Source organism: Paenibacillus sp. J22R160, assembly GCF_059692135.1.
Genome location: NZ_JCAUAU010000004.1, coordinates 492005 through 517977, shown reverse-complemented (window position 1 = coordinate 517977; position 25973 = coordinate 492005). Strand labels below are relative to the sequence as shown.

At 46.8% G+C, this 25973-nt stretch carries 33 protein-coding genes; 28 read left to right on the top strand and 5 right to left on the bottom strand.

The features are described from left to right. The first annotated feature begins 40 nt into the window (after positions 1–40). From AC58UW_RS13220 to AC58UW_RS13145, 16 genes are all read left to right on the top strand, one after another. Positions 41–454, top strand: coding sequence for an Asp23/Gls24 family envelope stress response protein (locus tag AC58UW_RS13220; RefSeq protein ID WP_497421089.1), 414 nt, complete (start codon positions 41–43; stop codon positions 452–454). A gap of 88 nt (positions 455–542) precedes the next feature. After that, positions 543–1103, top strand: a complete 561-nt coding sequence (amaP, locus tag AC58UW_RS13215; protein ID WP_497421088.1) for an alkaline shock response membrane anchor protein AmaP — start codon at positions 543–545, stop codon at positions 1101–1103. A gap of 14 nt (positions 1104–1117) precedes the next feature. Next, positions 1118–1345: a DUF2273 domain-containing protein gene (locus AC58UW_RS13210; RefSeq protein WP_127449651.1), complete on the top strand. Its 228-nt coding sequence runs from the start codon at positions 1118–1120 to the stop codon at positions 1343–1345. A 162-nt stretch (positions 1346–1507) separates the two neighbouring features. After that, on the top strand, positions 1508–1966 hold the full coding sequence (nusB, locus tag AC58UW_RS13205) for a transcription antitermination factor NusB (RefSeq protein WP_497421087.1): 459 nt from the start codon (positions 1508–1510) through the stop codon (positions 1964–1966). A gap of 50 nt (positions 1967–2016) precedes the next feature. After that, the gene (gene folD / locus AC58UW_RS13200) at positions 2017–2883 is read left to right on the top strand and encodes a bifunctional methylenetetrahydrofolate dehydrogenase/methenyltetrahydrofolate cyclohydrolase FolD (RefSeq protein ID WP_497421086.1); all 867 of its coding nucleotides are present in this window, start codon (positions 2017–2019) and stop codon (positions 2881–2883) included. A gap of 8 nt (positions 2884–2891) precedes the next feature. After that, positions 2892–4262 (top strand): exodeoxyribonuclease VII large subunit, encoded by a 1371-nt coding sequence (gene xseA, locus AC58UW_RS13195; RefSeq protein ID WP_497421085.1) that lies wholly within the window; start codon positions 2892–2894, stop codon positions 4260–4262. Continuing rightward, entirely contained in the window at positions 4249–4503 is a 255-nt protein-coding gene (gene xseB, locus AC58UW_RS13190; RefSeq protein ID WP_497367382.1) for an exodeoxyribonuclease VII small subunit, read from the top strand. Before xseA ends, xseB begins: the two co-directional genes overlap by 14 nt. A 10-nt stretch (positions 4504–4513) precedes the next feature. Continuing rightward, complete coding sequence (locus tag AC58UW_RS13185) at positions 4514–5410, top strand: polyprenyl synthetase family protein (protein WP_497421205.1); 897 nt, start codon at positions 4514–4516, stop codon at positions 5408–5410. 117 nt (positions 5411–5527) lie between these two features. Then, positions 5528–7414 carry a 1-deoxy-D-xylulose-5-phosphate synthase gene (gene dxs / locus AC58UW_RS13180; RefSeq protein WP_497421084.1) on the top strand — a complete coding sequence of 629 codons (1887 nt, stop codon included), beginning with the start codon at positions 5528–5530 and terminating at the stop codon, positions 7412–7414. A gap of 38 nt (positions 7415–7452) precedes the next feature. Continuing rightward, positions 7453–8286, top strand: coding sequence for a TlyA family RNA methyltransferase (locus AC58UW_RS13175; RefSeq protein WP_497421083.1), 834 nt, complete (start codon positions 7453–7455; stop codon positions 8284–8286). Between the two features lie 196 nt (positions 8287–8482). Next, positions 8483–8935 carry a hypothetical protein gene (locus tag AC58UW_RS13170; protein ID WP_497421082.1) on the top strand — a complete coding sequence of 151 codons (453 nt, stop codon included), beginning with the start codon at positions 8483–8485 and terminating at the stop codon, positions 8933–8935. A 2-nt stretch (positions 8936–8937) separates the two neighbouring features. Continuing rightward, positions 8938–9387 (top strand): transcriptional regulator AhrC/ArgR, encoded by a 450-nt coding sequence (gene ahrC, locus AC58UW_RS13165; protein WP_145655440.1) that lies wholly within the window; start codon positions 8938–8940, stop codon positions 9385–9387. Between the two features lie 15 nt (positions 9388–9402). Then, positions 9403–11133, top strand: coding sequence for a DNA repair protein RecN (gene recN, locus AC58UW_RS13160; RefSeq protein ID WP_497421081.1), 1731 nt, complete (start codon positions 9403–9405; stop codon positions 11131–11133). Between the two features lie 118 nt (positions 11134–11251). Further along, positions 11252–12592 (top strand): SpoIVB peptidase, encoded by a 1341-nt coding sequence (spoIVB, locus tag AC58UW_RS13155; RefSeq protein ID WP_186456210.1) that lies wholly within the window; start codon positions 11252–11254, stop codon positions 12590–12592. Between the two features lie 233 nt (positions 12593–12825). Further along, complete coding sequence (gene spo0A, locus AC58UW_RS13150; protein WP_497421080.1) at positions 12826–13629, top strand: sporulation transcription factor Spo0A; 804 nt, start codon at positions 12826–12828, stop codon at positions 13627–13629. Positions 13630–13665: 36 nt separating this feature from the next. Then, a complete protein-coding gene (locus AC58UW_RS13145) occupies positions 13666–13962 on the top strand; it encodes a helix-turn-helix domain-containing protein (RefSeq protein ID WP_497421079.1) in 297 nt (98 codons plus the stop codon). Positions 13963–14036: 74 nt separating this feature from the next. Here AC58UW_RS13145 and AC58UW_RS13140 read toward each other — a convergent pair whose 3' ends face one another. Then, positions 14037–14129: a YjcZ family sporulation protein gene (locus AC58UW_RS13140; RefSeq protein WP_167053606.1), complete on the bottom strand. Its 93-nt coding sequence runs from the start codon at positions 14127–14129 to the stop codon at positions 14037–14039. A gap of 204 nt (positions 14130–14333) precedes the next feature. Between AC58UW_RS13140 and AC58UW_RS13135 the strand changes: the two genes are divergently transcribed. From AC58UW_RS13135 to AC58UW_RS13120, 4 genes are all read left to right on the top strand, one after another. After that, positions 14334–15428, top strand: a complete 1095-nt coding sequence (locus AC58UW_RS13135; RefSeq protein WP_497421078.1) for an MBL fold metallo-hydrolase — start codon at positions 14334–14336, stop codon at positions 15426–15428. A gap of 91 nt (positions 15429–15519) precedes the next feature. Next, entirely contained in the window at positions 15520–15945 is a 426-nt protein-coding gene (locus AC58UW_RS13130) for a hypothetical protein (protein WP_497421077.1), read from the top strand. 128 nt (positions 15946–16073) lie between these two features. After that, positions 16074–16304 (top strand): hypothetical protein, encoded by a 231-nt coding sequence (locus tag AC58UW_RS13125; RefSeq protein WP_497421076.1) that lies wholly within the window; start codon positions 16074–16076, stop codon positions 16302–16304. Positions 16305–16308: 4 nt separating this feature from the next. Further along, on the top strand, positions 16309–17691 hold the full coding sequence (locus AC58UW_RS13120; protein WP_497421075.1) for a cobyrinic acid a,c-diamide synthase CobB: 1383 nt from the start codon (positions 16309–16311) through the stop codon (positions 17689–17691). A gap of 54 nt (positions 17692–17745) precedes the next feature. Here AC58UW_RS13120 and AC58UW_RS13115 read toward each other — a convergent pair whose 3' ends face one another. Then, entirely contained in the window at positions 17746–18012 is a 267-nt protein-coding gene (locus AC58UW_RS13115) for a hypothetical protein (protein WP_127449685.1), read from the bottom strand. 103 nt (positions 18013–18115) lie between these two features. On the opposite strand from AC58UW_RS13115, the gene AC58UW_RS13110 reads away from it, so the two are divergent. After that, a complete protein-coding gene (locus AC58UW_RS13110) occupies positions 18116–18355 on the top strand; it encodes a hypothetical protein (protein WP_497421074.1) in 240 nt (79 codons plus the stop codon). Here the strand turns inward: AC58UW_RS13110 and brfA are convergent. Then, on the bottom strand, positions 18322–18555 hold the full coding sequence (brfA, locus tag AC58UW_RS13105) for a ribosome rescue factor BrfA (RefSeq protein WP_497421073.1): 234 nt from the start codon (positions 18553–18555) through the stop codon (positions 18322–18324). The genes AC58UW_RS13110 and brfA overlap by 34 nt on opposite strands. 116 nt (positions 18556–18671) lie before the next feature. On the opposite strand from brfA, the gene AC58UW_RS13100 reads away from it, so the two are divergent. Then, positions 18672–18860, top strand: a complete 189-nt coding sequence (locus AC58UW_RS13100; RefSeq protein WP_497421072.1) for a hypothetical protein — start codon at positions 18672–18674, stop codon at positions 18858–18860. A 67-nt stretch (positions 18861–18927) separates the two neighbouring features. Here AC58UW_RS13100 and AC58UW_RS13095 read toward each other — a convergent pair whose 3' ends face one another. Then, a complete protein-coding gene (locus tag AC58UW_RS13095) occupies positions 18928–19113 on the bottom strand; it encodes a hypothetical protein (protein WP_157319941.1) in 186 nt (61 codons plus the stop codon). Between the two features lie 151 nt (positions 19114–19264). On the opposite strand from AC58UW_RS13095, the gene steA reads away from it, so the two are divergent. Genes steA through AC58UW_RS13080 form a run of 3 tightly spaced genes read left to right on the top strand, consistent with a single transcriptional unit; the run spans position 19265 to position 21992 of the window. Continuing rightward, positions 19265–20395: a putative cytokinetic ring protein SteA gene (steA, locus tag AC58UW_RS13090; RefSeq protein WP_497421071.1), complete on the top strand. Its 1131-nt coding sequence runs from the start codon at positions 19265–19267 to the stop codon at positions 20393–20395. Further along, positions 20392–21123: a glycosyltransferase family 2 protein gene (locus AC58UW_RS13085; protein WP_497421070.1), complete on the top strand. Its 732-nt coding sequence runs from the start codon at positions 20392–20394 to the stop codon at positions 21121–21123. The genes steA and AC58UW_RS13085 overlap by 4 nt, the downstream gene beginning before the upstream one ends. After that, positions 21093–21992 carry an MraY family glycosyltransferase gene (locus AC58UW_RS13080; RefSeq protein WP_497421069.1) on the top strand — a complete coding sequence of 300 codons (900 nt, stop codon included), beginning with the start codon at positions 21093–21095 and terminating at the stop codon, positions 21990–21992. Before AC58UW_RS13085 ends, AC58UW_RS13080 begins: the two co-directional genes overlap by 31 nt. Positions 21993–22009: 17 nt before the next feature. On the opposite strand, the gene AC58UW_RS13075 is transcribed toward AC58UW_RS13080, so the two are convergent. After that, positions 22010–22267, bottom strand: a complete 258-nt coding sequence (locus tag AC58UW_RS13075) for a DUF2627 domain-containing protein (RefSeq protein WP_445559643.1) — start codon at positions 22265–22267, stop codon at positions 22010–22012. Positions 22268–22435: 168 nt separating this feature from the next. On the opposite strand from AC58UW_RS13075, the gene lpdA reads away from it, so the two are divergent. The 3 genes from lpdA (at position 22436) to AC58UW_RS13060 (ending at position 25962) form a co-directional block, all read left to right on the top strand. Further along, positions 22436–23860: a dihydrolipoyl dehydrogenase gene (gene lpdA / locus AC58UW_RS13070; RefSeq protein WP_497421068.1), complete on the top strand. Its 1425-nt coding sequence runs from the start codon at positions 22436–22438 to the stop codon at positions 23858–23860. A gap of 107 nt (positions 23861–23967) precedes the next feature. Beyond that, positions 23968–24978: a thiamine pyrophosphate-dependent dehydrogenase E1 component subunit alpha gene (locus AC58UW_RS13065; protein ID WP_497421067.1), complete on the top strand. Its 1011-nt coding sequence runs from the start codon at positions 23968–23970 to the stop codon at positions 24976–24978. A gap of 3 nt (positions 24979–24981) precedes the next feature. Then, positions 24982–25962, top strand: a complete 981-nt coding sequence (locus tag AC58UW_RS13060) for an alpha-ketoacid dehydrogenase subunit beta (RefSeq protein ID WP_497421066.1) — start codon at positions 24982–24984, stop codon at positions 25960–25962. Positions 25963–25973: the final 11 nt, after the last annotated feature.

Below are 25973 nucleotides of genomic sequence, written 5' to 3'. Positions count from 1 at the left end.
TTAAGGATGGCTTATCCAAAAATTCTTAGGAGGTGCCACAATGAGCACAATCGCTCCGGATTACGTCAAAACAGACATGGGCAGCATCCAAATTGCCCCCGAGGTTATCGAAATCATTGCCGGTTTGGCAACGGTGGAAGTGCAAGGAGTAGCGGGGATGAGCGGTGGACTTGCTGGCGGCATTGCTGAGTTGCTTGGACGCAAGAACTTGTCCAAAGGCGTAAAGGTAGAAGTCGGACAACGTGAAGCTGCCATTGACGTCTCCATCATTATTGAATATGGTAATCGCATTCCTGAGGTTGCTAGCGGCATTCAACAGAATGTGAAGCACGCAATTGAATCAATGACAGGACTTAGCGTCGTTGAAGTTAATGTTCATATTCATGATGTTCATTTTAAACAGGCAGAAAAACCGGTTGAAGAAGAAACAGCAGCTGCTGGTCGAGTGAAATAAGGCGGAATTGCTGCATCCATATGGATCATTGAAACCCCCTACAGCATGCAGGGGGTTTCCTCTAACTATAGGAAGGGGACAAGCTTACGTGGGTAAAATTGTGGACAGGCTCTTGCTGCTTCTTTATAGCCTAATTATTTTCGTTGCATCTATCCTTGTATTGTTCACAGCATCAAGCTGGATCCCGTTAGAACAAGCAGGACAAACGTTACATAATTTCTATTTCGAGAAGAATTATGCATATCCGGCCATCATTATTAGCGTGGTTATGCTGTTAATTTCTGTTCGTTTCCTCATTTTAACGCTTCGCCGCGGCCGCGCTCAGGCTCCATCGATTGACCAACGCACGGATTTTGGTGATATTCGCATTTCCATTGAAACGGTCGAGAATCTATCTTTGAAAGCTGCTGGTCGTACGAAAGGTGCCAAAGATCTCCGCGCACGTGTAAGAGTGAACCAATCAGGTCTTGAAATTACCCTCAGAACCGTCGTGGATGGAGAAAGCTCGATTCCAGAACTCACGGAAGAGATGCAAAGTACTGTAAAAAGTTATATAGAGGACATTACTGGCATTCCTGTAGCTTCCGTAACCGTATTCGTAGCAAATATCGTGCAATCAGCCCCAACGTTTAAAAGCCGAGTCGAATAGAGGTGAACCCACTCATGTGGAATGAACTGTGGGAGTCCCATAGGGGCAAAGTGATCGGAGTGGCAGCAGGCATTTTCTTCGGCTTCATTTATTTGTTTTTTGGATTTTGGGATATGTTGATCTTTGGATTCATTGTACTGGTCGGATTTTATATCGGAAACAAATTGGATCGCAAGGAAAGTTTCGTCATGCTTGAAGACATTTGGCGCTATCTCACGCAAAAATGGAGAATGTTTCGCTAAAATCCCTGGTACATCCATGGATTTTTTTGTTTGGATTGGCTCCATTATGACGTATACTAACAAAAAGAGCTTAGAAGGACGAAAACAGTTTTGCTAAAGCAAAACTCACAGTTATGCTTACGAAGACAGTTTTGCTAAAGCAAAACTCTTAGGAGGAACAAAATGAAACGCAGAGTTGCACGAGAAATTGCTATACAAAGTTTATACCAAATCCAGATGAATGAGGCCACCCCTCAGGAAGCTGTCCAAGCGGCTGTTCACGAAGCGGAAAATGACAACGAAACACAATTGGATATCAAAGGCGAAAAAATTAATTCAGCTTACATCATGGAGCTGGTTGAGGGGACATATAGCAACAAAGTTAGAATCGATGAGCTGCTTGAGGAATATTTGAAAGGCTGGGCAATGGACAGGCTGTCACGTATTGATCGTGAAGTGCTGCGTCTTGCTGTATACGAAATGCTGTACAGAGACGATGTTCCGCCGAAGGTTGTCGTGAATGAAGCGATTGATTTGGCTAAGCACTATGGCACGGATGAGTCCGGTAAATTCGTCAACGGTGTTCTTGGTAAAATGATCAAAGAAGTCGAAGATTTGAAAAGTAAGGTTACACCAACTTAAATTAACAGCTTACGAAGATGATGTTCACAACATTTTTAGGGGGAAAAAACATGTCTGCACAAGTTATTAATGGAAAAGAATTGGTAAGTTCTATTCGTGAGGAAATTCGTGAGGATGCTGCAGCGCTAACAGCGGATGGCTATCAACCAGGTCTTGTAGTTGTAATCGTGGGAGAAGATCCTGCTTCGCAAGTCTATGTTAGAAATAAAGCAAAAGCATGCGACGACGTAGGCATTTATTCGGAAGTACACCGTCTGCCTGAAGCTACAACTCAGCAAGAATTAATTGCACTCATTCACAAATTTAATAGCGACAACAAAATTAATGGTATTCTTGTGCAATCACCCCTGCCTAAACATATTGATGAAGAAGCTGTTGTTGATGAAATCGACCCGCTGAAAGACGTGGATTGTTTTCACCCAGTGAATGTTGGTAATTTAATGATTGGTAAAGACGGCATGAAGCCTTGTACGCCTCATGGGGTTATCGAAATTTTGAAACGTACTGGGGTAGAGATCGCTGGTAAACACGCTGTTGTAGTTGGAAGAAGCAATATTGTCGGTAAACCAATGGCTATGTTACTGCTGCGCGAGCATGCTACAGTTTCTATTGTTCATTCACGCACTCCGAACATGGAGGAAATCACGAAGCAAGCGGATATTCTCGTTGTTGCCGTAGGTAAAGCGCATTTAATTAAAGCACATCACGTAAAACCAGGCGCAGTTGTCATTGATGTTGGTATGAATCGTCCTGCTGACGGCAAGTTGACAGGAGATGTTGATTTTGAAGCGGTAAAAGAAATAGCAAGCGCGATCACACCGGTGCCAGGCTGTGTAGGCCCGATGACGATTACGATGCTGCTTCGCAATACGGTGGATGCTGCAAGCCGCGCCGCTAAAGTGAATGTGAGTGTTTAACTGAGCTTATGGGTAGAAACGAGACGAAGATCTTTTCTGTCAAGGATTTAAACCGTTACATTAAAATGCTGCTTGAAGGCGACAACCGTCTTCAAGATGTATGGGTGCGAGGGGAGATTTCCAACTTCACTCATCATTCCAGCGGTCATATGTATTTTACGCTGAAGGATGCCGATGGCAGACTGAAGAGCATCATGTTCGCCTCTCATAACCAGAGGCTAGGATTTATTCCGAAAGAGGGCACGAAAGTGATCGCCCGAGGTAATATTTCCGTTTATGAACGTGACGGAGCTTACCAGTTCTATGTGACGGCGATGCAGCCGGATGGCATCGGCAGTTTGTATTTGGCTTTCGAGCAGCTGAAAAAGAAGCTCGAAACGGAAGGGCTGTTCGCGGCGGAGCGCAAAAAACCGATTCCTCGGTTTCCGCGCGCGATCGGTGTGATCACCTCCCCGACGGGGGCCGCAATCCGTGATGTTATCATCACGCTTCAGCGGCGCTTTCCGTCGGTGCAGATCCTCCTGTACCCTGTACTGGTACAGGGTACAGGGGCTGCTCCTTCGATCGTCAAAGCGATCGAAGCGATGAACAGGCTCGGTGAAGCCGACGTGCTCATCGTGGGCCGCGGAGGCGGCTCACTGGAGGAGCTCTGGGCGTTCAACGAGGAAGCTGTGGCGCGGGCTATCGCAGCCTCCGCGATTCCTGTCATCTCGGCGGTCGGCCACGAGACGGACTTCACGATCGCGGACTTCGTCGCCGATCTGAGAGCGCCGACGCCTACGGCGGCGGCGGAGCTCGCCGTGCCAAGCCGCGCCGAGCTCAAGCAGCAGCTATCGCAGCAGGCGCAGCGCCTGCATTACGGGCTGCTCCAGCAGCTGCGCCGCAAGCAGGAACGGCTGGAGCGCGCGAAGCGCTCCCCTTTCCTGACGAACCCCCGCAGGCAGCTGCTGATGCAGCCTGCTGAAAGACTCGACCGGCTGGCGGAGCAGCTCGGTTACCGGATGCGCCAGCGCGTTCAGCGGCTGGCGGAGCGGCATATGAAGCTGGAGCGTACGTTGTCCAGCTTCAATCCCAAAGAGCAGGCCGTGTTCGCAAGGCGGCGCCTCGATACCTCGGGGCGGCAGATGCTTACGGCCATGCAGACCCTCCTGCGTACGAAGAAGCAGGAGTGGCAAGCTAGCGTCCGTCATCTGGACGCCCTCAGCCCGCTGAAGGTCATGCAGCGCGGCTACAGCTTGGCGTATGACGAGGGGGACCAAGTCCTCATTCGATCCGTTACCCAAGTGAAGGTTGGGGACCATGTGAAGATTCGCCTCAAGGACGGCAGATTGGACTGCCAAGTATCGGGGATGGAGGAGAACCATAATGTCAACGAATGAAACGGAAGTAAGCTTTGAACTGGCAATTGAGCAGTTGGAGCGTATTGTGGCGCAATTAGAAAGCGGTGACGTGCCCCTGGAGAAAGCGATTGAGCTTTATCAAGAAGGTGTGAGGCTCTCTCACTTGTGCGGTGTGAAGCTCGAGCAAGTCGAGAAGAAAATTGAGATGCTGGTTGAAGGGGAAACAGGCACTGTAAGCAGGAAGCCTTTCCAACCTGTCTTGGAAGATAAGGGGAATTAGGTTGAAGACAATGTCCACTATTCGTGAATATATTGCTTCGAATGCTGAAATGGTCGAAGCAGCCTTAATACAAGCACTCCCAGCGCAGTGGAATGTTCCAACCTCCCTGCGTGAGTCTATGAACTATTCCCTAATGGCTGGCGGCAAACGGCTGCGGCCTATTCTTGTTCTGGCAGCTGCTGAAGCTCTTGGGGGTTCTCAGGCAGCGGCATTGCCCGCAGCACTGGCGATTGAAATGGTGCATACGTACTCATTGATTCATGATGATCTCCCTGCGATGGATAATGATGATTACCGCAGAGGTAAACTGACGAATCACAAAGTATATGGGGAAGCCATGGCCATTCTGGCAGGGGATGCGCTGCTGACACACGCCTTCTTTAGCATCACGCAAGCTCACAAAGTTCACGGTATTCCGGCGGAACGAGTGCTTGCAATTACTGAAGAGCTCGCTGCTTATGCTGGTGCAAGGGGAATGGTTGGCGGTCAGGCAGCTGATATGCTTGGAGAACAAGGCTTAACGAAGCTTGAGGAATTAGAGTTCATCCATCTGCATAAAACGAGTGATCTCATCGTATTTTCTTTGCGGGCGGGAGCTCATATTGCCGGGGCCACAACAGGGCAACTAGCTGCATTAAGTGAGTTCGGGAATGCGATTGGACTTGCTTTTCAAATTCAAGATGATATTTTGGATATTATCGGGGATGAGACCAAGCTTGGCAAACCGGTGAAGAGTGATGAGAAACAACAAAAGGTGACCTACCCTTATTTTATAGGGCTCGAAGCTTCAGAGATGAAGGTTAAGGAATTGACCGAACAAGCCAAGAAAGCGCTTCTGCAAGGCGGATTTACGAATCCGGAGAGGTTGTTCCAGCTTGCAGATTATTTAATGCAAAGAGATCATTAAAGGTTAATTTTACATATTTTGTTGTTACCGAGGGTGGATTTTCACGATTTGCCCAAAACTATGATATAATGGTGAAATGAATCTCAGTATTTTCACATTGAAAGTGAGGAAACAAGCGTGCTGCTCGAACAAATCAATCGACCTGAGGATTTGAAACGGTTATCCATGGCGGAGCTTGAGGTATTGGCTGGTGAAATCCGTCAATTTCTGATCGAAAAGTTATCCGTTACAGGTGGACATCTGTCCTCGAACTTAGGTGTGGTTGAGCTCACCATCGCATTACATACCTTGTTCCACAGCCCCTATGACAAATTGCTTTTTGATGTGGGCCATCAGGCATATGTACACAAAATTTTGACAGGCCGCAAGGATAAGTTTGATACATTGCGTAAGTACAAAGGCTTGTGTGGGTTTATCAAACGATCTGAAAGCGAACATGACGTCTGGGAAGCCGGGCACAGCAGTACCTCTTTATCCGCAGCGATGGGTATGGCCATGGCGCGCGATTTGAAAGGCGAACACAACAAAGTCGTTGCTATCATCGGTGATGGTGCTATTACAGGCGGCATGGCGCTTGAAGCCATGAATCATATTGGTCATGAGAAGAAAAATATTATGGTCATTCTGAATGACAATGAAATGTCCATTGCGCCCAACGTCGGGGCGATTCATAATTATTTGAGCAAGATCCGTTCGGATCGTCATTATTTGAAGGCAAAAGAAGAAGTCGAACATTTACTTAAGAAAATACCTGCCATTGGCGGCACGTTGGCAAAAACAGCGGAGAAGCTGAAGGACAGTCTCAAATATTTTGTTTTGAACGGAGTTTGGTTTGAAGAGTTAGGCTTTACCTACATCGGTCCAGTAGATGGACATAATTTGCCTGTTTTATTGGATACCTTGAAGCAAGCTGAGAAAGTTGTTGGACCCGTACTTGTGCACGTCGTCACAACCAAAGGGAAGGGTTACACGCCTGCTGAGCAAGACTCTCATAGCTGGCATGGACCGGGACCTTACAAAATTGAGTCCGGCCAAGTGCTTAAATCAGTTGGACCTCCGATGTATACCGAGGTTTTTGGTAACACATTGATCCAGATGGCTGAACAGGATTCTCGTATCGTGGCAGTAACACCTGCGATGCCAGGGGGATCAGGCTTGCTTAAGTTCGCCAAGCAATTCCCGAGCCGCATGATCGACGTAGGGATTGCGGAGCAGCATGCGGCTACTTTATGCGCAGGCTTAGCTAGTGAAGGATTAAAGCCGGTATTTGCTGTGTATTCCACCTTCCTGCAAAGAGCATACGATCAAGTTGTCCATGATATTTGCCGTCCAAAGCTGAATGTGGCTTTCGCCATTGACCGTGCCGGTTTTGTAGGACCTGATGGCGAAACTCATCAAGGTGTATACGATATTGCTTTCCTTCGCTCGTTGCCTAATATGGTGTTGATGATGCCGAAAGATGAGAAAGAATTACAGGATATGATGCAGACGGCGCTTGAATATGACGAAGGCCCAATTGCGTATCGTTATCCTCGGAATAGTGGAGTCGGAGCAAGCCTTGATGAGGCGCCAAAAGCAATTCCGATCGGGACTTGGGAAACGCTGCGTGACGGTGATTATGCTGCTGTTCTGGCTGTTGGTCCGATGGTTCAGGTTGCCGAAGAGGCTTCCGAGCAATTAGCCAAAGAAGGAATCAAACTTCGCGTTGTGAACGCTCGCTTCATTAAACCGCTGGATGAAGCGTATTTACGCCAGTTGGCGAACGAATCGATACCGATCATCACGATGGAAGAAGGCGCGATTCAAGGCGGGTTTGGCAGTGCTGTCATGGAGTTTTTTGCAGCTAATCATTTCACAGGTTTACATGTTAATGTGATGGGAATTCCTGATTACTTCGTTGAGCATGGATCAGTGAAGGAACAACGTGAAGAGGTCGGACTTACTGCACACAATTTAATTGCCGAAGTGAAGAAGCTCGTGCCTCGCAAAAGACAGCGGGCCTAAACGCTGCAACGCTACGAATAGGAGTAAAGACAAACACAATGTCATCGGATAAAGAACGATTGGATTTATTGCTTTTGGAGCAAGGCTATTTTGAAAGTAGGGAAAAAGCAAAGGCCGCCATTATGGCAGGCCTTGTTTTTGCTGATGAAGAACCCGCAGATAAAGCGGGGATGAAGATCAGCCGAAAAGCTGTGTTGAAAGTGAAAGGGGCGCTTCATCCTTATGTAAGCAGAGGCGGCCTTAAGCTGGAAAAGGCGCTAAAGCAGTTCGAGATCAATCTAGCTGGCGCTGTGATGGTGGATATTGGCGCATCCACAGGCGGGTTTACGGATTGTGCACTGCAAAATGGCGCATCCATGGTTTACGCCGTTGATGTAGGCTACAATCAACTGGACTGGTCACTTCGTAATGATGAGCGCGTCCAAGTGATGGAGAGAACGAACTTCCGTTACACTACAATGGAAGATTTGAAAGGCCCGCGGCCTACATTTGCCAGTATTGACGTCTCTTTTATTTCCTTGCGCATTATTTTACCTCCGCTTAAAGAAATCTTATTGAACGAGGGAGCCGTTGTGGCGCTCATTAAACCTCAGTTTGAAGCAGGCCGCGAGAAAGTGGGCAAATCAGGTGTTGTACGGGATCCTGACGTGCATATCGAAGTTTTGACCACGGTACTCACTTTTGCTGAAGAGCTTGGTTTTCGATTGAAAGGATTAACGTACTCACCGATTACAGGTGGGGAAGGAAATATTGAATTTTTAGCTTACTGGTCAAGCGATTCGAATGATGATGCCACGCTTGCTGACGCTGCTTCGCTGAAAGACCTCATTGCCCTTACCGTGAAAGAAGCACAAAAATTGCATGGCAAATAAACTCATCTTTGAGCACCCTTTTTGCGGCCCAGAGATGGGTTTTTTCAGTAGATAAGAAAGTATAAGTTTTTACTTTTGCTTCGCATCTACCTTGACAAACGCGCTCGTCCAAAAAAGGACGAAGAAGTCGTTTATCCTTGCTTCATAAAAAGGATTTTCGGACACTATCCGCGAATACTATGGCGAGGTGAGGGGCATGGAGAGAGGCGATGTCACAGTCATTTTGTTGATCCTGATTGTAGGTATAGGTTTTCTTTTTTTTCGATTTCAGAGGTGGCTGGACGGGCCAACGAAAAAGCGAATCAGAATTCCAAGACATTCAGAAATTCCTCAGGATGAAGTTGTTGAGCTGCTGGAAGGCGCTGGTTTTGATGTGTTGGCCGGTAAAACCAAAATTCCAATCTCCATGACCGTGAACGACAAAGATCAGCTGGAAAGCAGGCTGTTTATTGACTATTTTGTCCAGAAGGATGATCACATTTATCTGGTTAAAGTAGCCAAGGATCGCAAACCGCTTGAAATGACAGGCAGCTCTATTCGCGATATGCTGCTGGCTTACAGTCTTATTTATCCGGAGGCTGACGGGGTGCTTTATGTCGATATGGCCATGAATAAAATCAAAAAAATCACATTCCATATAGAGGTGTAGGCATGAAAGGTCAAAGGCATGTAAAAATCAGGGAAATCATTACGAATCACGAAATTGAGACACAAGATGAGTTAGTGGAGTCCCTGCGGGCAGCTGGTTTTCATGTTACACAGGCAACGGTTTCCCGAGATATTAAGGAGCTACACCTCATTAAAATCCCGTTAGACGACGGGAGATACAAATATTCCATGCCGGCAGATCAACGTTTTAACCCTATGCAAAGGCTTCGTAGAGCGCTTAGCGACCATTTTGTGAGCATTGACAGTACCGATAATCTTGTTGTGATGAAATGCTTGCCGGGTACTGCGAACACCATCTGTGCACTGATTGATAATTTGGAGTGGGAAGGTGTCATGGGAACCATTTGCGGTGATGATACGATTCTTGTGATTTGCCGCGGCAAAGAGAAAAGCGTTACTTTTGTAAACGAAGTCATGTCCTTATTATCTTAAAGCCAGGAGGAATACATGCTTACAGAATTATCGATTCGTAATTTGGCGGTTATTGAACATGTGCATATCCGATTTAAAATGGGGTTTCATGTCCTAACGGGGGAAACAGGCGCAGGGAAATCAATCATCATTGATGCGTTAACGCTCATTGTTGGCGGAAGAGGCTCTTCTGATTTGGTTCGTTATGGAGCAGACAAGGCAGAGATAGAAGCGATGTTTGAGCTTCCGCCCACTCATCCGGTTTGGCACACGCTGACAGAGCTCGGTATTCAGGCTGATCCTAGCGAGCATTTGCTTATCCGCCGAGAGATCACGGCAACTGGGAAGAGCTCGAGTCGTATTAACGGGCAGCTTGTGAACCTCACGATGCTTCGCCAAACGGGGGAATGGCTCGTTAATATCCATGGACAGCATGAGCATCAATCGCTGCTCAACGATGAAGAGCACATCCATTCTCTTGATTTGTTCGGGGATGCGGAAATTGCTGCGGCAAAAAAAATCTATCAATCTACTTATGACGAATATATGAAGCTGCATAAAGATTTGAGGGAGCTTCAGGAAACGAGTAAACAAGCGCTTCAGATGCTGGATTTATATCGTTTCCAAATCGATGAGATATCTGCTGCAAAGCTGAAGATTGGCGAGGATGAAACGCTGGCCGAAGAGAAGCGCAAGCTTTCGAACGCGGAAAGGTTGTATCAGAGCACGTCCGAAGCTTATGATTTCCTTTATGCAACGAACCGCGGCTTAGATGCTGCCGGTAAGGCGGTTTCAAGAATTCAAGATATCGTACAATTGGACCCGGCAATTCTCACGCCACTGCTAGAACAAGCGCAATCTGCTTACTATCAGCTTGAGGATGCCGCCTACCAATTACGCGATTATCGAGAAGGTATTGAGTTCAACCCATCACGTTTGGATTTTATTGAACAAAGATTGGATACGATCACGTCTCTTCGCCGAAAATATGGAGAGAATATAAAAGAGATCCTTGCTTATTTGGATAAAATAAAAACGGAAGTCGACACCATTGAAAATAAGGACGAGCATATCCGCAAAATTGAGGAGAAACTTGCTGCCTTGGAAAAGCAATTGGGCGTCGCTGCTCTTGATCTTTCTAATTTGCGCCGCGAGATCGCTCAGCAGCTGGCCATTCAGATTGAGCACGAGCTTCGCGATCTGCAGATGGAACGCACCCAGTTCCGCGTCCAAGTCGAGCAAGTGCTTGACGAGCGCAACGGGATAGAAGTCGAAGGAACGAAAGTGAAATTTTCGCGTCAGGGGATTGATCATATCGAATTTCTGATGGCGCCCAACCCAGGTGAACCGCTTCGCGGTCTAAGCAAGATCGCTTCAGGCGGAGAGCTGTCGCGGATTATGCTGGCCATGAAGACCATTTTTGCGCGAATTGATCAGATCCCTGTACTCGTCTTCGATGAAGTTGACACAGGGGTAAGTGGACGTGCGGCTCAAGCGATCGCAGAGAAAATGTCTAATTTGTCAGGCAGCTGTCAAGTTTTCTCGATTACCCATTTACCACAAGTCGCAAGCTTCGCTGATGTCCATTTCTACATCCGCAAAGAAGTCGATCAAGACAGAACGTTCACACGCGTCCAAGATATGCCGGATTCTGGACGAATTGAAGAATTGGCCCGGATGCTCGGTGGTGTAGAAGTGACGGAAACGACGCTGCATCACGCAGGGGAAATGCTTGCCATGGCAAGAAATAAGAAAACAAGGGTATGAAAGTATAGATAGTCATCATTTTCAGTTATAAAACAAGGGGAGTGGGGTTAACTTATAGGTACGCATTTGACGACGCAGTTCGTCAGGGCCTAAGGATGTGTGAGGGAGCGTGAAGATATTGCAATCCAGCAAAAGGAAAAGATTGTTCGGACTCCTGCTCGTCTTCTTCGTTTGTATGGTAAGTTTGTCTCCGCCTTTTCAAAGTTTTGCCTCCTTCCCCCAGGAACTCCGCTTGTTTAGCGGCCAAGGGAAGCAGCTACAATTAACGATGCCCGTTAGCGCTCAAGTGACAGTCAAAGACACGGACATTGTGAAAGTAAATGGCAATGCTCAGCACTCATTTCAAGTTAATCTGAACGAACCCATTTCATTACAATCCGATCACTCTGGGCAAACAGAAATGAAGCTCAAGCTGTTCGGCGCAATCCCCATTAAAACGGTGAAAGTGAATGTCGTACCTGATTTGAAAGTCATTCCCGGTGGTCAAACTATTGGAGTGAAGATTAAGTCTGCCGGTATTCTGGTGGTAGGTCATCACTTGGTAACTGTTGCCCCAGACCAAAAAGTTTCGCCTGGTGAAGAAGCAAAAATTCAAGTCGGCGATTTGATTACCAAAATCAATGGCAAGGATTCGAAGGATGTCAGTAAGGTTGCGGACCTGGTTGCCAAATCCGGAGAAAGCAAAACGCCTCTGGATCTCAAAATCCTTCGCAACAATGAAGAGATTTCGGTTAAACTTCAACCTGTTTATGATGTAGTAGACAAGTCTTATCGTCTAGGGTTATATATTCGCGACTCAGCGGCAGGCGTTGGCACTCTGACCTTCTATGCGCCTGATCAGGGTGTGTATGGAGCTCTAGGGCATGTCATTACGGATATGGACACTCAGACGCCAATTATTGTGGGTGACGGCGATATCGTGTACTCAAATGTGACCTCAATTTCCAAAAGCCATAATGGCGATCCTGGCGAAAAGCATGCTACGCTTTACAAAGACAGTAAAGTAATTGGCAATATCGAACGAAACACTGCTTTCGGTATCTTCGGGAAAATGTATGCTGCTCCCGACCATAGCTTGGATAAAGAAGCTATTCCTGTTGCTTTCGCTGAGGAAGTGAAGGAAGGTCCAGCACAAATATATACCGTAGTAGAAGGCCAGAAAGTTGAGAAGTTCGATATTCAAGTTGTTCATGTATCTAAACAGGACACGCCTGGAACGAAGGGCATGGTCATCAAAATCACAGATCCTCGTTTGTTAGATAAAACTGGCGGGATCGTGCAAGGGATGAGCGGCAGCCCAATTATTCAAAATGGGAAACTCATAGGCGCCGTCACGCATGTGTTTGTTAATGATCCTACAAGCGGCTATGGCTGTTTTATCGAGTGGATGCTGCAAGACTCAGGGATTATTCTTAGACCTTCTAACGGAGCGACTTTCAAAGAATCAAAGGCGAGCTAAGAGCCTTTGATTCTTTATTATATTTTTACCTGGTTCTACAGAGGATTATCCGTTTTACTTTGAATTTGTCGAAAAATGTAGTATGCAGAAGATAAATATATTATTATATAAGAAAGTGAAATAAAAGAAAAGAAAAATAATATTCGACAGAAGGAATTTAAGTTGGGGTGTCGAATACCTTTCTTAAGAGAGAAATAACCAAACCTGCCCAGTAGCTAAAGGAGGATTTTACGTTGCAAAAAATTCAAGTATTACTAGCCGACGATAACCGAGAGTTTACGCATTTATTATCTGAGTTCATTGGTGAGCAAGAGGATATGGAAATTGTAGGGGTCGCGTATAACGGTAATGAAGTTCTTCGTTTTCTCGAGCAACAACGTGAATTACCTGACGTACTCATTTTAGATATTATTATGCCTCATTTGGATGGTTTGGGCGTACTCGAAAAAATGAGGGAAATGAATCTACCTGCTCAACCCAAAATCATCATGCTGACAGCGTTCGGTCAGGAAAACATTACGCAAAAGGCTGTACAACTTGGAGCCTCTTATTACATACTAAAGCCTTTTGACATGGAAACATTAACGAATCGAATTCGCCAGCTTGTTGGCAATACTCAAACAAATGCGACAACTTCTTCGTCTTCAACTCCGCGCGCAAATGTCGTACATATGCCTAAAGGCAAAAATTTGGACGCTAATATCACAAGCATCATACATGAAATCGGCGTTCCTGCGCATATTAAAGGATATCAATATCTCCGCGAAGCGATTACGATGGTCTATAATAACATCGAAATTCTAGGCGCGATCACCAAAACGCTTTACCCGGCTATCGCTGAAAAGTACAAAACAACGCCTAGCCGCGTTGAACGCGCTATTCGCCACGCGATTGAAGTCGCTTGGACGCGCGGCAACATCGACAGCATTTCCTTCATTTTTGGCTACACCATTAATATCTCGAAATCGAAGCCGACGAATAGCGAATTTATCGCGATGGTGGCAGATAAGCTCAGAATTGAGCATAAGGTTTCTTGAGACAGTTAGAATCTTTATAACCATATATAGGGCCCAATGAACCACTTTGGTTTATTGGGTTTTATTATTTTATTACAACAAGATGGAGCGGAGGCGTTTTTGGCAATGAAATATGAACTCGGCAGGTGTCTGCTAAGTGAACGTCTGCAAGATTCAGGTATGTCGATGGGGGAATTAGCACAAGTTTTGCATTATAAGCCTGAGAAGCTCTCTGATTTCGTGGAAAACAAGCGAATCATGCCACTGAAGTCGGCAATTTCTATTGCTGATACTTTAGGGTGCGAAGTAAGCGATCTATATGAATTAATCACAAGCGAGCCCGCTGTAAATTAAATAATAAATGTATGTTTTAGGGGGAATGCCAGAAAGACTACCTAGCAAGTAGGTAGCCTTTCTGTAATGTTTAATTACCAAACAAATGCGCTAGTGATGATTACGAGCAAAATGAAAAGAACCAAGATTGCTGCTGAAGAAGTGTACCCACCAGTTCCACAACTCATCCGAATCAACCTCCAACTGAGATTTGGTTTGTGTTTCGAGATAGCTTATGACTATTTTCCAATAATGTTTGGGCAACTTGACTGATTGTGCTATTGTCCCGAATTACAAAAAAAATTTGGAACCAATCTTTGCATATTTACGTTATACATCTAAGTCAAAACATACTAATCACCGTAAGGTAAAGCTTGGAGGCTGCGAAGAATTTGTTACCAACACTTGCGATTATAGTGGGGCTTATTGTTGTAATTGTTATATTTATGTACGGATATCCGGTTTTTGGGCGCCGACCGTCCAAAGAAAAAGTACAGAAATTATCGCGGTCCCCCCAATTTGTTCAAGGGAAATTTCAAAATCCTGTGCCAGCGATGATGGAGATGAACTTAAAAACGACGTTGGGTATTTTGCGCGAATTTACCAAAAGTGCACCAAATCGACGTCCAACCATACCCTTAGTCATGGATGCCCCTATTCTGCAAAAGGACGCTGAAACGAAAGTAACTTGGTTCGGTCATTCAGCATCATTGCTTACAATCGATGGTAAGGCGCTTTTGCTCGATCCTATGTTTGGCAGAGCACCTTCGCCTTTTCCTTGGTTCGGGAAAGGGAGATACAGCGGCGGTTTGCCATTTGAAGTCGCGGAACTCCCTGTCATTGATGCTGTTGTTTTATCTCATGATCACTATGATCACTTGGATTATGGTTCAATTCTGAAAATTAAACACAAAGTAAATAAATTTCTGGTCCCGCTTGGGGTCGGAGGCCATTTGGAAAGGTGGGGTGTTCCACCGGAAAAAATCGCGGAGTACGACTGGTGGGATGAGTTCACCTATGATGGGCTGACATTTGCTTGTGCGCCGGCAAATCATTTTTCAGGAAGGAGCATGACAGACCGCGGGGCTACGCTTTGGTGCTCATGGGTAATCAAAGGCGAGCAGTCTAATGTGTTCTTCAGCGGGGATAGCGGGTATTCCGATCATTTCAAAGCGATTGGTCAGAAGTATGGCCCTTTCGATGTTACGTTAATGGAATGCGGTCAATACGACAAACGCTGGGCTGATATTCACATGCTGCCTGAAGAGACCGTACAAGCCCATATTGATGTGAAAGGAAAGCTGCTCATTCCGATCCATTGGGGGGCTTTTACCTTAGCGTTGCATGATTGGTTCGATCCCGTGGAACGGGCGGTAAAGGCAGCTAATCAAAATCACGTCCGTATTGCGACGCCAAAAATCGGCCAAACCGTTAGCGTACATGCAGGAGAATTACCGACCGCTGCTTGGTGGAAGATGCGAAGCTAGTCGCAAGGGATGGTAAGAAACTGGATACTAGGTCCTCAGCATGGTATGATGAGTGGGATGTAGACAAGTAATCAGGAGAGTAGAATAATTTATGGTTGAGCAAAAAAGTGAAAGAAAATTTCATTTCCTGGGTGTACTGCTAGGCGTTGCGGTTGATAATTTGGGGACTTTGGTATCAACTGTTTTATTCGGCAGCCTATACTTCGGGAATAGCCCAGTGAACGAGCAGGATGTAAGCACATTTTATTCGAATGTCATGTTATTGCTGTTGTTTTTAGTAATTGGCCTATTCTGGTCGTTTCTTGGTGGGTATGTCGCAGCTAAGGTAGCGAAACGTGCGGAATATGTTAATGCTGCATGTATTGGTGTCATTGGGGCAGCTATCGGGTTTGATTCGATGCTGAGCAATAACGGTATCCCTTTATGGTATGAGCTTATTGGCTTCTTCGCTATTGTGCCGGTTTCGCTGTTAGGCGGTTATCTGGCTCTGAAGAGGAAAAAAGCGCCATTAAAATGAATATGGTTTTTTCAAAGAGACCCGGTGCTGCACCGGGTTTTTTGGTGTTTGGATTTTTCATAAAGAAATAAGTTATACTAGTAAGCATGACTTTATTATGACTTTATTAGTTTGAGAGGAATTCAAACATGCCAAAATATGCGAATGCAAGTGCGGAAGCTACGGAGTTTTTACGTCAAAAAACAGGAAGCAGCCAGCTCGAATGCTATACTTATATCGACCCGGAACGGGCAGAAGATAGTTTTTTTCTTGTCAAAACGAGCAACAAAGTCATTCATGTTTCATTCTCGGAAATAACCTACGAAGCGAGCAGCTATCAAAGTTTACTAGAAGGGCTATATCGGACCATCTATGAATAAATGCGTGACACGTAGATTGGTTATTGCCGGAACGGGCAGTGGCGTGGGGAAAACAACGTTGTCGATTGGTATCATGGCCGCTTTGCAAAAACGAGGATTATCGGTTCAAGGATTTAAATGCGGCCCTGATTATATTGATCCGACCTATCATACGGCTGTAACCGGCAGGCCTTCCCGTAACTTGGATTCATGGATGGTAGGCCGTGAGGGTATGAAAGAACTGTTCGTTCGCGGAAGCCGCGACTGCGATATCTCAGTTATCGAAGGGGTCATGGGGATGTTTGATGGAAAAGATCCATCAAGAGACGAAGGAAGCACCGCTGACATTGGCCGTATCCTAGACGCTCCTGTCATTCTCGTTGTGAATATTGCAAGCATGGCAAGAAGTGCAGCAGCCATTGTCAAAGGCTTTCAGCAATTTGGGCAAGGCGACAACATTGTCGGAATCATTGCTAATCGTGCCGGCAGTGAAGGCCATTACAACATGGTGAAACAAGCGATTGAGCAGGAATGCGGAATTCCTGTTCTTGGCTACATGCCGCGTGATGCGAGTATTGAGCTCCCAGAAAGGCACCTAGGGCTTGTCCCATCGATCGAAAGGGGCGAGTTGCAGTCCTTTTTTGACAAGTTGGCTGAACAGGTAGCCGCTTATGTGAATCTGGACCAGCTACTAGAAGTAGCGTTGGCCATGCCTGTTGAAAGTAGGTCACAGCTGTTTGCTGGCGCTAATCCTAGCTCTCCGAAGCGTGTTAAAATTGCGGTAGCCAAGGATGCTGCGTTTCACTTTTATTACCCTGAAAACCTCGAATTACTGGAAGCGGGAGGTGCTCAGTGCGTTTTCTTCTCGCCACTTGCAGGTGAAGGAGTTCCATCGGATGCGGATGGCTTATATATTGGAGGCGGGTTTCCTGAAGAATTTGCTGAGCGCTTAGGAGCTGACGAGCAGGTAAAGGCGTCTTTCCGCAAATGCATTGCGGAAGGCCTCCCAACGTTGGCAGAATGCGGCGGTTTCATGTATTTAACGGAGCAAATTGTAGATACGACAGGAAAAGCTTATGACATGGTAGGAATTGTTCCGGGGAAGGTGACCATGCAGAAGAAATTAGCTGCGTTAGGCTACCGAGAAGTAACGGGGATGAATGAAGACAACTACTTACTCTCATCTGAGGAAAAAGCACGTGGTCATGAGTTTCACTATTCCACGTTTGAAGCGGCGGAGGGTGCCGTTATTCCGGCAGCATTTCAATCGAGTGGACGTATTGGGATTAAAGTAGAAGGGTATGCCAAAGGCAATCTTGTAGCCGGCTACACACATTTGCATTTCGCTTCGAATCCGAGGATTGTGCAAGGATGGATTCGTGCCTGTGAGCAATATAAGGCGAAATAAAGCAAAATGGTTGGTCAGGAAATCCTCCTGTCCAACCATTTGTAGCTTCAAATATTATTTTATAAGTGTTAAAGCTTGATCTGCAATGGATTCTTTATAACGGTCTAGGCAGTTGCAAAGGTAATCTTTGCGGCAGATCGGGCAAGGTTCTTTCATCAATCTATTCAAATCGGTAACTCTGCCGATTCCAGTTTCGGAATCTCTTTCAAAGAATAAACGGCATTTGTTCCGGTCTTTCAATGAAACGACCACTTCGAAAAGACCATTTTTTTTATTATCACTAACGATTGTTGCGTCTACTACTTGCGGATCATAAGCCATAAGTAATTCCTCCTACTAGCATGCCCTTATCTTTATTAGCTTGGGCGCATTAGTATATTATATAAATAAAAAAGCTTTATTTCAATAGGAGGCCCTGACGCTGGTGATAATCGATTATTGTGAACAGGAAATCGTGGAAGGCAAGGTGCAGCTCCATATCGGTCTGCAATTCGAAGATGAGCCTGATTCCTTATATGTAGCTGAGTTGGCGGTGGATGATGACGGCGTCGTTACGGAGTGGAAGTTGTTTTTTAACGGGTTTGATTGCAAGTACACCTTTCGTCCTGATGAGAAAGAAGCATTCATCCACTATGCGGCTGAACAGGGTATTTCGATTTCATGAAAAAAGGAATCGTCCCCATGCTTATGGTTCAAATTCCTTGATTTGTGCTTATGCTGTTGTTTGGCTTGTAATTCCTTCAAGCTTGGGGTTTTCTTAGATACGGGATTCACGCCGTTCCAGTGTAGACGATGAATGGCAGGATCGAGTTTACCTTCTCGTAAATGGCGCTGCCGCAGTTTTTGTGCTTGCGATTTGGACATAGGACGTTCCTCTTTTCGTTGTGGAATGTTTCTAGCACTTCTTCATTGTAAATATTCACGGGACTAGTCGCAATGGAAAGTTTTCATGTAATTAAATTATAGGTGAGTCGAAAAGGGTGAGTGATTTGCGTATCAGCATTCAATTGGCTGTGGCCGGCGACACGGTGAAGCAAGATGTGTTGGAAATCGCTGAACATAAGCTTGGAGAAATGACGGAGGAAGAGATAGAGAGTGCGATAGAAATCAAGATCCGTACTTGGGTGGACCGCATGATCCAGGTGGAATGGGAAGTTATCGAGGAATAAGGTAAAAAAATAGCTCCGAGGGCGGCAAACCGCCTCTCGGAGCTTTTCTATGTGTGTCTATGTATGTTTAGTGAACAATATTGCCCACTCCTGTCTTTTGCAAGGCGTGTTCCCAGCTCGGGTAGTAATACAGGGCGTTTTTCATTAGATCAGGATGCAGTTTCTTCACATTTTTCTTAGCTAGTGATTCCCCTGTGCTGTGAAGCTGTACAATATGGCCTAGCACTTCCTCTGCACTCATGTTTAGCTCCATGGATGTTTTCCTCCTTTCCTCAAGAATATAACCTCAATGCTTACCATTTACTGGGCATAATATACATAGAATTTCATGGCAGAGGACAAAATAATAGTATCTATAGACGAAAGGAAAGTCGGTGTCTATTTTGAATTGGTCCTCGCTGTCATTGTTTTCTTCTAAGCCGCTGCCGCATTTCAAAGGGAAAATTAGCGTAGGCGCGATCACGAAAGTACTGCTTCGTGACTTACCCCCTGGACGCATCGTTGTGCTCCAGCATCGTGACCTCGATGAAGTAGCCGCACAAGCGCTTATCGATCAGAAGGTAAAGGCTGTTATTAATTGTGAACTAACGATGAGCGGCAGGTACCCGACTCATGGTCCTCTCATGTTGCTTCAAGAGCAGATTCCGGTTTGGGAAGCGGATGCCGCTGTATTCGAAGCCTTTCAGACAAATGCGGAAATTACGGTCTATGAGGATCGGATCCTCCTGGAGGATCAGGAGATTCCTTGCAGCGTTTTTACGCGTGAAAAATGGCTCAGCATGCAGCAGCTTGCGAATGAACGGACGACGCAGCTGATGGAGCATTTCATTGACAATACGCTAACCTACGCCATGCGAGAGATACACGCGGTTATGGAGCCGCTTCCGCAGATTGCTATCCAAACGAATTTGGAAGATAAACATGTGTTGATTGTTTCTAGAGGAAAAGGGTATAAAAAGGATCTGCTTGCAGCAAAAGCTTATATTGCCGAGGTAAATCCGGTGCTTATCGGGGTGGACGGCGGAGCGGACGCTCTTCTGGAGTGTGGTTACTTGCCTCATTTAATTGTTGGGGATATGGACAGTGTCACAGACAAGGCGCTCTCCTGCGGTGCAGAAATCGTTGTTCATGCCTACTCGGATGGAACAGCACCTGGGCTTTCACGCACGAATGCGTTGGGGCTGTCTGCCCATGTGCTTCCATGCTTTGGTACGAGCGAGGATATGGCCTTGTTATTAGCCTTTGAGAAGAGGTGTGAAGTGCTAGTTACTGTAGGCGCGCGCACGCATATGATTGATTTTCTGGAAAAAGGAAGAGCAGGCATGGGGAGCACGCTCCTGGTAAGAATGAAAGTTGGAGCGCGGCTAGTGGATATTAAGAGTATAGGCATCTTATATAAGCCTCGCGGTTGGACGAAAGAGGCTAGTTCTACCTTGTTTCTTTCGCTCTTTTTTATCGCATTGGGTCTATTTCAACTGCATTGGATTGTGAAGCGGGTAGCCCATGTCGTGTGGAAACTCGGAGGTGAAGGATGAAACCATACATATCCATTATCATTCCTGCTTGGAATGAGGAGGGAAGCATTGAACACACGCTTCGACATCTGCAGGATCAAGCGGACCTGTTGTACAATCCGGCAATGAGATTTGAAATTATCGTGGTGGATGATGGCAGCCACGATAACACGTATGAAGCCGCTTGGCCGTGGGCGGACAAGCTGATTAAGCATAAACGCCGCTGCGGGAAGGGGGCGGCTATGCAGTCAGGTGTCGCCGAGGCCAGAGGCGATCTGCTGCTCTTTCTAGACGCCGACCTGCGGTCAACAGCCGGGAGGGCGCTCGTTCTCATCGAGCCGCTGCTGCGGCACGAAGCGGACATGGCGATCGCGAAGCTGCCGCCGCCTCGCACCAAGGCCGGCTTCGGCTTGGTGAAGGGCTTAGCCCGCCGCGGCATCCGCCGTCTCAGCGGCTATGAGACCGAAGCTCCCTTGTCCGGCCAGCGCGCTGTGCGCGCGGATCGGCTGCGGGAGCTTGGTGAACTTCGACGCGGCTTCGGCGTGGAAGTCGCGCTAACCATCGATGCGGCGCGGCGCGGCCTGCGCATCGTTGAGCTGGACGTGCCAATCTCGCATCGGGAGACGGGGCGAGATTGGCACGGGTTTGTGCACCGCGGCAAGCAATTTGCCGCGGTCAGCTTGGCGTTGCTTTCTCGCTGGAAGGAGAGAAAGCATGTATGGTACTCATCGGATCGATCTTCGATCTGATTGTGATTGCAGCGGCAGGGCGATGGCTGCTGCCGCACGTTCAGAGGTTCCTTGAGGGCCATGGTCAAGTCGAGACCAACTATGCCGGTCAGGTGGTTCCGCGCGGGTTGGGGGCGCTTCTATGGCTGCTTCTATGGCTTCAGGAGCTTATTTTACAACTGGGTGAGTGGGTAAATCAGTATTTGCAGATAGGTTCGTTGACGATGATCGAATTGCTTGATACGAACACGAACCATCTGGTATTTACTTTTGCTGCCACCCTCATTTTCTTGCTTGGTTGGACGGATGATTTAATCGGCAGCAAAGCTGTGAAGGGTTTAAAAGGCCATTATCGCTACTGGAAAGAAACGAAAATCTTCTCCATGGGAGCGGTAAAGGCGCTGGGAATCGCCACAGCATCTGGATGGCTGGTGCTCTCAGCCCGAAATGAACAAACCCCTATCTGGTGGATAGGGGGGCAAATGGTTTTGCTTATGTTGATGACGAATACATTGAATTTACTTGACGTGCGTCCAGGGCGTTCGCTTAAGTTTTTTTTCACAGGTGTAGTGACTGTTGTGCTGGTAAGCACAATGATGTTGGCTGGCGTTAGTATATCTAAATTATTTCCTATATGGCCAGTATGCCTAGGCGGTTATTGGGTATATCGTATGGATGTTAGGGGGAGGGCCATGCTGGGGGATGCCGGAGCGAACCTGCTTGGTTTTACGCTTGGATATACCGTCATCATGACCCTTCCATGGGAGTTTCAATGTCTGATTGCTATCGTGCTCATCTTGCTGCATAAGCAGGCTGAAGTGAGCTCCATTACCGCATTGATCGAGCGGAACCGATTCTTAAATTGGCTAGACCGTCTAGGCCGGACTTGAGAAGTTGAGGGTCCGGTCTATTTGCGTCGCTTGGCTTTAAATCTAGGAGCTAGATAATTGCGTTTGCGGTCGCGGAAAAAGGTCCACCCACCAATAAAAGCAACACCCAATAGAAAAAGAATAAGGCCTAGAATAAATTTTCCCCACAACATGTGGCTATCCGTGTCGAATTGAGCGAAAAAGGCGTCTTTCATGGAGAGAAATCCATAAGTTGCTGTCAAACCGGGTATAACGAGTAGAAGAATGGCGATAAATCGGTAAAATGGTGCTTTCATAGCTGCTCCTTACATCAAGGTATCATGGTATTTCTATCATCATACTCTGAAACGGTTTGCCTGTCTAATTCACAAATAAGACTATGATTTCGCAACCAAAAAAGGGTAATATAGTAGAGACTAGCGTATACATATGAAGGTACTTAGTGCTATAGGAGGAATTACATAATGAGTGAACATAGATATGATGTTGTTGTGCTAGGCGGCGGGATTGGCGGTTACACGGCTGCTATCCGGGCTGCTCAGCTGGGCAAAACGGTGGCTGTTGTTGAAAGGGAGAAGCTTGGAGGGACTTGCTTGCACCAGGGCTGTATTCCAAGCAAAGCACTGCTTCGAAGCGCCGAAGTGTATGCGACAATGAAAAAAAGTGAGGAGTACGGGATTACGTCAGGCTCACTTGAACTGAAGTTCGATAGCGTGCTGGCGCGCAAGCAGCGTATTGTTGATCAACTGCATCAAGGGCTGCAATTCCTTATGAAGAAAAATAAAATTACCGTTCATTATGGAAATGGACGTATTATCGGTCCTTCGATTTTCTCACCGCGCAGCGGAGCCGTGTCTGTTGAGAAGGAAGACGGCGATATCGAAACCTTGCTTTCGAGCAACTTGGTGATCGCTACCGGCTCCAGACCTCGCAGCTTACCGGGACTTGAGATTGATGGCACACATATTATGACAAGCGAAGATGCCCTGCGGATGGAAGAGCTTCCGAAGTCAATCATCATCATCGGTGGCGGCGTGATCGGTGTTGAGTGGGCTTCCATGCTGCGTGATTTCGGTGTTGAAGTGACAGTGGTTGAGTATGAGAAACAGTTGGTAAGCCTGGAAGATGGCGATATATCCAAGGAACTTGAGCGCTTGTTCAAAAAGCGCGGCATTAACTTGGTGACTGGCGCAAAAGTGCTGCCTGACTCTGTTAAGATAGCTGAGGGATCGGTCACTCTGCAAGCGGACAAGCAAGGCGAGATGATTGAACTTCAAGCGGAGAAAGTGCTTGTTTCTGTCGGCCGAGTAGCCAATGTTGAAGGCATCGGACTTGAAAATACGGATATCAAAATAGATAAAGGCGTCATTCGTGTGAATCGTTATATGCAAACAACGGAATCCCACATTTATGCGGTCGGTGATGTGATTGGCGGATTAATGCTGGCGCACATGGCTGGACATGAAGGGATTGCAGCTTCCGAACATATTGCAGGGCAAACCCCGCATGAGCTTCAAGCGCATCTGGTTCCAAAATGTACCTATACAAGACCTGAAATAGCTAGCGTAGGGTACACGGAACAGCAGGCAATCGATCTTGGCCATCAAGTAAAAGTAGGCAAATTCAGCTTTAAAGGGATCGGGAAAGCACTTGTTTACGGCGATACCGACGGCTTCGTGAAAGTGATCGCTGACAGTGAGACAAATGACATTCTTGGTGTGCATATGATTGGACCACACGTAACCAATTCCATTTCTGAAGCGGCTTTGGCTCAGGTGCTGAACGCAACGCCTTGGGAAGTTGGACAAACGATCCATCCTCATCCTACGTTATCCGAAGCTCTAGGCGAAGCTATGCTTGCTGTGGATGGAATTGCGATTAGCGGATAAAAAATTGTAATCATACGCGTTTGCGTTTATAATAAGCTAATAGAGTCAAGTCTTAGGACCAGGTAATAAAAAACCGTATGTAAAACTATTTTAAGGAGGCAACCTCCATGTCCATTGGTCAGCTTTATAAGCATAGAACATTAGGGTTATCTGACGAAGTCGTTATTCGTATGTATAGAGTCATGAGTCTTGCGGCTAAATATGATGAACGTGCCTTTATGCTTCAGCGTGCGGGCAAAATTCCTTTCCACGTTTCCGGAATGGGGCAATATGCAGGTCAAGTAGGGATGGCTTTCGCAATGGAAGCGAAGAAAGATTATTTCCTGCCTTATTATCGTGATTATGCGTTTGTTCTTGCGGTGGGTATGACCGTGAAGGATCTTATGCTTGCCGTATTCTGCAAAGCAGAGGACGTTAACAGCGGCGGCAGACAGATGGCGGGGCATTTCGGTGATCGTAAAAATCATATCGTAACAGGATCTTCTCCTGTAACGACACAAGTGCCACATGCTGCAGGCATCGCGCTTGCCGCAAAAATGAAAAAGCAAGATTTGGTTACTTATGTATCTTTCGGTGAAGGCTCCAGCAACCAAGGGGATTTCCACGAGGGATGCAACTTTGCTGGTGTACATAAACTGCCTGTCATTTTTGTATGTGAAAATAATCAATACGCAATTTCGGTACCGCTTCATAAACAAGTAGCTGGTAAAATTTCAGATCGCGCTCTGGGGTACGGGTTCCCAGGTGTTCAAGTTGATGGCAGCGATGTTTTGGAAATGTATCGTGTTACCAAGGAGGCCAGAGATCGCGCTGCTCGCGGAGAAGGCCCAACCCTGATCGAAATGATGTCCTATCGTCTTATGCCGCACTCCACTTCCGATGATGATATGCTGTATCGCACGAAAGAGGAAGTTGAGGAAAATCGTCAAAAAGACGGTATTGTCAAATTCAAAGAATATCTAATGGAATGCGGTCTCTGGAGCGATGAGCAGGATCGTGAGCTTCAGGAAGAGCTCAAGCAAGAGATTAACGAAGCTACGAAGTATGCGGATCAGGCGCCATTTCCGAAGCCGGAAGATACGCTTCGCCACGTTTACGCAGAAGGAGATGACCACTAGTTTATGGCAGTCATTACTTATTTGGAAGCTATCCGATCTGCGATGCAGGAGGAAATGCAAGGGGACGACAATGTTTTCGTCCTTGGTGAAGACGTTGGTAAAGGCGGTGTCTTGAACACCACCAAAGGGCTTCGCGATCTGTTTGGAGAAGATCGCGTATTGGATACGCCGCTTGCGGAATCCGCTATCGTCGGTGTTGCCATCGGCGCGGCCATGTACGGCATGAAGCCGATTGCCGAAATTCAGTTCGCCGATTTCATCTTCCCGGCGACCAATCAAATTCTAAGCGAAGCGGCGAAAATTCGCTATCGCTCCAATAACGACTGGTCTTGCCCGATTGTGATTCGTGCGCCTTACGGGGCGACCGGCGCAGGCGCCTTGTACCATTCCCAGTGTCCGGAATCGGTTTTCTTCGGCACGCCGGGTTTGAAAATCGTTGCGCCATCTAATCCGTATGATGCGAAGGGGCTGCTCAAGGCTGCGATCCGTGATGCGGATCCCGTGCTGTTCTTCGAGCACAAGAAGGCGTACCTCGCGCTGACTGCTGATGTGCCGGAAGAGGATTACATCGTGCCGATCGGCAAAGCTGACGTGAAGCGTCAGGGCACGGACATTACGGTTATCGCCTACGGGATGGTCGTGAACTTTGCTTTGCAAGCCGCTGAGGAGCTTGCGAAGGAAGGCATTTCTTGCCACGTGCTAGACTTGCGTACTTTGCAGCCTTTGGACAAAGAAGCGATACTTGAAGCAGTGAAAAAGACGGGCAAGGTGCTCATCACGCATGAAGATAACAAAACAGGCGGCGTTGGCGCCGAAGTGTCTGCCATCATCGCTGAAGAACTGCTATTTGAACTGGATGCACCAATCGCTCGACTGTGCGGGCCGGACGCGCCGGCTGTGGGCAGCAATCCTCCGATGGAGAAGTTCTTCTTGCTCAATAGCGATAAGCTGAAGGAAGCTATGCGCCAGCTTGCCATGTTCTAATTGATTCACAA

Bases quoted from the DNA above. Each gene is read 5' to 3' on its own strand.
- AC58UW_RS13220 (WP_497421089.1), top strand. From the start codon at position 41: ATGAGCACAATCGCTCCGGATTACGTCAAAACAGACATGGGCAGCATC.
- AC58UW_RS13210 (WP_127449651.1), top strand. From the start codon at position 1,118: ATGTGGAATGAACTGTGGGAGTCCCATAGGGGCAAAGTGATCGGAGTG.
- nusB (WP_497421087.1), top strand. From the start codon at position 1,508: ATGAAACGCAGAGTTGCACGAGAAATTGCTATACAAAGTTTATACCAA.
- folD (WP_497421086.1), top strand. From the start codon at position 2,017: ATGTCTGCACAAGTTATTAATGGAAAAGAATTGGTAAGTTCTATTCGT.
- xseA (WP_497421085.1), top strand. From the start codon at position 2,892: ATGGGTAGAAACGAGACGAAGATCTTTTCTGTCAAGGATTTAAACCGT.
- xseB (WP_497367382.1), top strand. From the start codon at position 4,249: ATGTCAACGAATGAAACGGAAGTAAGCTTTGAACTGGCAATTGAGCAG.
- AC58UW_RS13185 (WP_497421205.1), top strand. From the start codon at position 4,514: ATGTCCACTATTCGTGAATATATTGCTTCGAATGCTGAAATGGTCGAA.
- AC58UW_RS13175 (WP_497421083.1), top strand. From the start codon at position 7,453: ATGTCATCGGATAAAGAACGATTGGATTTATTGCTTTTGGAGCAAGGC.
- AC58UW_RS13170 (WP_497421082.1), top strand. From the start codon at position 8,483: ATGGAGAGAGGCGATGTCACAGTCATTTTGTTGATCCTGATTGTAGGT.
- ahrC (WP_145655440.1), top strand. From the start codon at position 8,938: ATGAAAGGTCAAAGGCATGTAAAAATCAGGGAAATCATTACGAATCAC.
- recN (WP_497421081.1), top strand. From the start codon at position 9,403: ATGCTTACAGAATTATCGATTCGTAATTTGGCGGTTATTGAACATGTG.
- AC58UW_RS13145 (WP_497421079.1), top strand. From the start codon at position 13,666: ATGAACCACTTTGGTTTATTGGGTTTTATTATTTTATTACAACAAGAT.
- AC58UW_RS13140 (WP_167053606.1), bottom strand. From the start codon at position 14,129: ATGAGTTGTGGAACTGGTGGGTACACTTCTTCAGCAGCAATCTTGGTT.
- AC58UW_RS13130 (WP_497421077.1), top strand. From the start codon at position 15,520: ATGGTTGAGCAAAAAAGTGAAAGAAAATTTCATTTCCTGGGTGTACTG.
- AC58UW_RS13125 (WP_497421076.1), top strand. From the start codon at position 16,074: ATGCCAAAATATGCGAATGCAAGTGCGGAAGCTACGGAGTTTTTACGT.
- AC58UW_RS13115 (WP_127449685.1), bottom strand. From the start codon at position 18,012: ATGGCTTATGATCCGCAAGTAGTAGACGCAACAATCGTTAGTGATAAT.
- brfA (WP_497421073.1), bottom strand. From the start codon at position 18,555: ATGTCCAAATCGCAAGCACAAAAACTGCGGCAGCGCCATTTACGAGAA.
- AC58UW_RS13095 (WP_157319941.1), bottom strand. From the start codon at position 19,113: ATGGAGCTAAACATGAGTGCAGAGGAAGTGCTAGGCCATATTGTACAG.
- AC58UW_RS13085 (WP_497421070.1), top strand. From the start codon at position 20,392: ATGAAACCATACATATCCATTATCATTCCTGCTTGGAATGAGGAGGGA.
- AC58UW_RS13080 (WP_497421069.1), top strand. From the start codon at position 21,093: ATGGTACTCATCGGATCGATCTTCGATCTGATTGTGATTGCAGCGGCA.
- AC58UW_RS13075 (WP_445559643.1), bottom strand. From the start codon at position 22,267: ATGAAAGCACCATTTTACCGATTTATCGCCATTCTTCTACTCGTTATA.
- lpdA (WP_497421068.1), top strand. From the start codon at position 22,436: ATGAGTGAACATAGATATGATGTTGTTGTGCTAGGCGGCGGGATTGGC.
- AC58UW_RS13065 (WP_497421067.1), top strand. From the start codon at position 23,968: ATGTCCATTGGTCAGCTTTATAAGCATAGAACATTAGGGTTATCTGAC.
- AC58UW_RS13060 (WP_497421066.1), top strand. From the start codon at position 24,982: ATGGCAGTCATTACTTATTTGGAAGCTATCCGATCTGCGATGCAGGAG.